General features: G+C 47.2%; 1 protein-coding gene. It reads right to left on the reverse strand.

Going from position 1 to position 1,141, the window contains the following annotated elements; all coding sequences use genetic code 11:
• Window positions 1–57: 57 nt before the first annotated feature.
• On the reverse strand, window positions 58–1,141 hold a 1,084-nt coding region (gene bioF, locus A3729_RS07345), incomplete at its 5' end, for an 8-amino-7-oxononanoate synthase (RefSeq protein ID WP_156497763.1).

Here is a 1,141-nt window from a genome sequence, read left to right on the forward strand (position 1 = left end):
CACATCGAGGTCGGCGCTGACCAGCCATTCACTAACACAATATGTTGCACAGTTTGCTTAGACATCTGGTGTCACAATACCTAAATCTATCGCCATACTGAGGGCATCGAGCAGTTGCTCAACGTGGGCTAGATCATGATCAGCACTAAAGGTCACACGTAAGCGCGAGGTATTAGCAGGAACAGTAGGAGGACGAATAGCGGTTACCAGTATGCCCTGACTAAGCAGGAAGTTTGACAGTGCGATAGCATCATCACTACTGCCGATAATCAAAGGCTGAATAGGACTATTTGATTCAACAAGACAATAACCTAGCGCTTGTGCCTCAAGCCTAAAGTAAGTGATCAAAGAGGATAAATGTGCTCGCTTCTGATCGGCTTTTTTAATCAGATCAAGACTAGCTCGTGTTGCAGCCGCAATCGCCGGTGGCATAGCTGTTGTATAAATATAAGGGCGTGCCGCTTGAGTCAGGTAATCGATTAGAAGCTCTGAACCAGCAACAAAAGCACCTGATGTACCAAAGGCTTTGCCAAAGGTACCCATCAACACAGGAACGTCTTTCTGAGCAAGTCCAAATACATTACATGAGCCTTTTCCCTGTTCACCAATAACACCCAAGCCATGCGCGTCATCAACCATTAATAAGGCACCTTGCGCAGTGCAGGTTGCTGCAATATCTTTCAGGGGTGCGATATCTCCATCCATGCTGAATATGCCGTCACTGACGACTAAGGCCTTGCTTTGTTTCACACCTACCGGCTGACTACGTGTCGAGAGCTTATCTAAATGAGAACTAAGGCTGGAAACGTCATTGTGTAAGTAGCGTTGAAAGCGAGCTCCACTCAATAAGCCACCATCTATAAGCGAGGCGTGGTTAAGCTTATCCTGCAGCACAATGTCGCCCTTTCCTACCAGGGTAGATACCACTGCCAAGTTGGCCATATAGCCACTAGAAAAAACCAGCGCTTTATCACGCCCGGTAAACTCTGCAAGTTCGCACTCTAAGGCTTCATGTTCTTGATGATGCCCAACGACAAGATGCGAGGCGCCACTGCCCACACCACTCCTGTCGATACAGGATTTGGCTGCTTTCTTCAGCGCAGTATGATTCGCTAAACCTAGATAGTCATTACTACAAAAG

Source organism: Oleiphilus sp. HI0043, from assembly GCF_001634935.1.